5 protein-coding genes are annotated in these 4164 nt (G+C 44.5%); 3 read left to right on the plus strand and 2 right to left on the minus strand.

The window, feature by feature from the left end:
* Positions 1 to 770: iron-containing alcohol dehydrogenase (locus tag BCT81_RS23225; protein WP_102426006.1), on the plus strand; the 770-nt coding region annotated here is incomplete at its 5' end.
* A gap of 195 nt (positions 771 to 965) precedes the next feature.
* Positions 966 to 1889, plus strand: coding sequence for a hypothetical protein (locus BCT81_RS23230; RefSeq protein WP_102426007.1), 924 nt, complete (start codon positions 966 to 968; stop codon positions 1887 to 1889).
* Positions 1890 to 1974: 85 nt separating this feature from the next.
* Here BCT81_RS23230 and BCT81_RS23235 read toward each other — a convergent pair whose 3' ends face one another.
* The gene (locus tag BCT81_RS23235; RefSeq protein ID WP_004740303.1) at positions 1975 to 2409 is read right to left on the minus strand and encodes a YccF domain-containing protein; all 435 of its coding nucleotides are present in this window, start codon (positions 2407 to 2409) and stop codon (positions 1975 to 1977) included.
* Positions 2410 to 2643: 234 nt separating this feature from the next.
* On the opposite strand from BCT81_RS23235, the gene BCT81_RS29955 reads away from it, so the two are divergent.
* A complete protein-coding gene (locus BCT81_RS29955; RefSeq protein ID WP_008218887.1) occupies positions 2644 to 2769 on the plus strand; it encodes a hypothetical protein in 126 nt (41 codons plus the stop codon).
* 99 nt (positions 2770 to 2868) lie between these two features.
* On the opposite strand, the gene BCT81_RS23240 is transcribed toward BCT81_RS29955, so the two are convergent.
* Positions 2869 to 3945: a beta-eliminating lyase-related protein gene (locus tag BCT81_RS23240; RefSeq protein ID WP_102426008.1), complete on the minus strand. Its 1077-nt coding sequence runs from the start codon at positions 3943 to 3945 to the stop codon at positions 2869 to 2871.
* Positions 3946 to 4164 lie beyond the last annotated feature (219 nt).

Here is a 4164-nt window from a genome sequence, read left to right on the forward strand (position 1 = left end):
AACCTATGATGCCTCTTATCGCTATCAACACGACTGCGGGCACCGCTTCAGAAATGACACGTTTCTGCATCATCACTGATGAAGAGCGCCACATTAAGATGGCTATCGTTGATAAGCACACAACACCGCTTATTTCAGTAAACGATCCTGAACTAATGCTTGCTAAGCCTTCATCACTGACTGCTGCAACAGGTATGGATGCGCTAACACACGCAATCGAAGCTTACGTTTCTATCGCAGCGACACCAATAACAGACGCTGTAGCGATTAAAGCAATTGAACTTGTACAAGCTCACCTAAGAACGGCAGTAGCGCACGGCGAAGACATTGAAGCACGTGAGCAAATGGCTTACGCACAGTTCATGGCGGGTATGGCGTTCAACAACGCGTCACTAGGTTATGTTCACGCGATGGCGCACCAACTGGGTGGTTTCTACGACCTTCCACACGGTGTATGTAATGCTATTTTGCTACCACACGTTCAACGCTACAACGCGCAAGTTTGTCCTGATCGTCTACGTGATGTTGCAAAAGCAATGGGCGTTAACGTTGAAGGTATGTCACCAGAGCAAGGTGCAGAAGCTGCGATCGAAGCGATTGTTCAACTAGCAAATGACGTGAACATCCCAACAGGTATCGCGCAACTTGGTGCGAAGCTAGAAGATATCCCTACTCTGTCTGACAACGCTCTGAAAGACGCATGTGGTTTTACTAACCCTAAACAAGCGACCCACGAAGAAATCTCTGCGATTTTCGAAGCGGCAATGTAATCGGCCATTAAGTCACTTATAAACTTATCGACAAATGGGCTCACCTACTGAGCCCGTTTTCTTTACCTACCATATGCTATTCAAGTCTCTGTTTTGAATAGCCACTGATCCAGATAAATCTCTTTAAAAGTCGCATTGTCGTAACTGCTTAGTTATAGTTAAACTATTGATACATAGAATGACAAACAGGTTCCATTGAGTCGTTGGATAGTTAGCTCCTCATTATTAGCGTCGCTCGTTTCCCACTCTGCCTTCGCGGAGGAACAGGATGAGTGTCACAGCCAACCGTTAGAAGACACGCGCGTCGAAAAAGCTTACCACTACCTAAACAGCAAGTTTTGTCAGCCCGCAATATGGTTCGATAACTTCTTTGTGGATGACCGTATTACCGAGGACGCCAGAGCCGGAACCTCTGTACGTTGGTATAATGATTTCATCTATTCTGAGGGCGGTGACGTGGATTACTCCACCAAGCTCAACGCACGCTTACATTTACCCTTTGTCAGCAAAAGGCTTAAGCTAATCTACGAGTCTGTTGGCGATGAAGAATTCTTAGACTTCTTCCCGCAAGATTCTGAAGAGTTAGAGAATGCACTTGGCCTTCGTTATGACGCCTATGCCAAGGGTTACAGTAGTTTTAATATCAAAGCGACTCTGCGCCCTCGTATCGAGGCTCGCTACCGTTTTACCTACCCGCTCACCACAGATGCAGTGCTTCGGCTAACCCAACGTGTGTATCAAGAGAAGAAAGAGACGGGAGAGATCACTGATATCGATTTTGACCTCTCTTTGAGTGACGATTTCTTAGCGCGTTGGTCTAACTTTGCTGGCTATAACGATGACCTCAAAGGCTGGGAGTATGGTACGGGCATTACCTTGTACCATTACCTTTCTCAAGACCAAGCTCTGCAATACAGCGCCACGATAACCGCGACCAGCGAGCCATATAACCACTACGAATACTCGCAAGTGTCGGTTACCTATCGAGAAAACATTTGGAAAGAGTGGCTATTTTACGAGATTACTCCGCGCTATCAGTGGGAGCGAGAGCCATACGAGAAACACACTGAAGAAGCCAACATCACCTTTCGAGTCGAAGTCTTGTTCAATAACGTTTAGCGTTATCAGAAGCGTTAGACATACTCTATGAAAAAAGCACATCAAATTATGTGCTTTTGAGTTCTCTAAAGCTCGAATTAAAATCTTACCCTTTGTAATTTCTCACTCGTGCCGCTTCTGCTTCGCGTTTATCAACCACCGTTTTACCGATTGGCGCCAGTGAGATAACCGCTAGCTTAAGGTGCTGAATCGCAAACGGAATACCAATGATGGTAATGAAACATGCCACCGCTGACATGATATGACCAATCGCAAGCCAAATACCTGCAAACAAGAACCATATGATGTTACCTATCATACCTAACGGACTGGTACCAATATCCATTTCATTGGTCAGCTCATCACGAGAAATGGCTTCTTGACCAAATGGAAAGAACGAGAAGTTCCCCATAACAAAACACGCTCTACCCCACGGAATACCAACGATGGTAAGGAATGCAAGCAGCCCAAAGAACCACCACGCCAATCCCATAAATACGCCACCGAACAGAAACCAAATGATGTTACCTATTGTTTTCATTCTGTATTCTCCAACTCTTTGAATGCTGTTTAATTACTATGCCAAATAAGGCTGTGCTTCTTTCAATAAGTTCATTATTGTTGAGCCTTTATGAACCGTTTATGAATCAACGCGATTTTCTGTGTTTGATGCACACCACGAAATACCAAATCCGCATAGGGCAGTGCTAATTTATTTGATACCATTCAGTTCTAACCCAAGCGCAGACTCAACAACGAATTTAAGGCCGAACCTATGAACAATACAGAGCAACCTAAAAAGAAAATGAAAAACTGGGTGCCTATCGTCTTCTTCGGAGTTCTTAGCACCGTTCCAGTATTCATGTTCCTAGTCGACGTGTATATCAACCAATATATGTAACACACCCTCTATTGTCCCGACTTAAATGAATACAGGTAAACACACCTGTATTAATCCTAGTTAGCACTCCTCACTAGATTCAGTCCAGCCGTTCGGTAATCAAATCAGCGCTTCGCTAATGAGGTCCAAGATATCGATCAACTCGTGATCCGGCAGGTTTAATAAGTGATCCCCCACATACCACTCAATCTTGCATTGATTCGGTAACTCACAGATAGCTGGGTTTCCTATCCATACCTTATGCTTACTAGCAATATTGTCTCTTAAAGCAATCCCATCTTCGTAACTTGCCGGCAAATAAAGATGTAGCATGTTCGCTTGCGGTTGTTGTGGGTTCACTTTGAATTGAGGGTAATCTAACAAGATTTGGTAGATCTGTTTCGTGCGTTCATACAAAGCGGGCATCTGCGCTAGTCGTTGATCAAACTGCATTGCTGCCGATACAACATAAGGTGTACGGTGATACACATTACCGCCTTGTCGTTTCATCCAAGCTGACGCCTTCGCAACAAACGCTTTATCACCCAACAACAGTGAGCCACCAAGCCCATTGAGCCCTTTGTATAGCGAGACATAAGCAGTATCAAAGCCCTTTGCGATTTCGCTGTAAGGTTTTTGATAATATGCACCACACTCCCACAAGCGCGCACCATCCATATGCAAATGAATGGATTGTTCGTTGCAATACTGCTTAATCGCTTCGAGCTCTTCCCACCCTGGTAGCTGACCACCTATCTCTCGCATCGGTAACTCATACAGTGCCGCTGCGATTTCATCTGGCCACGCTTTCAAGTCATCGACATTCCAAGTGCGAAACACATTGCCCACTGGCAACACATTAAAGCGGTTCTGGAGCTGGTACCCTTGACGTTCATGACGCAGAATATGACTCGATTCATGCATCGCAACCAGCGGGTTTCTTTTCTCCTGGCAGGCGATCTCTAGTGCCGTGGGTTGATTCATAGTGCCAGTGATCACAAACACAGCCGCTTCATATCCAAGCAGATCTGCAACTTTGGCTTCAAAGCCTTCGATGAACTCACCATCACCGTAAGTATCGTGGTGTATGTTGTGCTCTTCACACCATTCAGCCATCTGAGCAAATGTTTGGGCCGGAGTCGGATCTAAGTGACCTGAAAGAAACAAATTGCACTGTTGACGCAAGTCCATGCTCATACTTTTTCCTTTATTCATTGTTGTTCTATGTAGAGAGATTGAATTATTTACGTTCGCTACCAACGTTGACATAAAATACGTCTATTCGCTTTTATTATTCGCGAATAATTAGTTTTACTTAGTCATAGTCTACGTGTGCCAGAAATACGCAAACTAACGAGTGTTTTATATAATTAAGCACTCGATAAACCTATGTATCTAAATAGATAAGTATGGGCT

This window comes from Vibrio sp. 10N.261.52.A1, assembly GCF_002876325.1.
GTDB classification, from domain to species: Bacteria; Pseudomonadota; Gammaproteobacteria; order Enterobacterales; family Vibrionaceae; genus Vibrio; species Vibrio chagasii.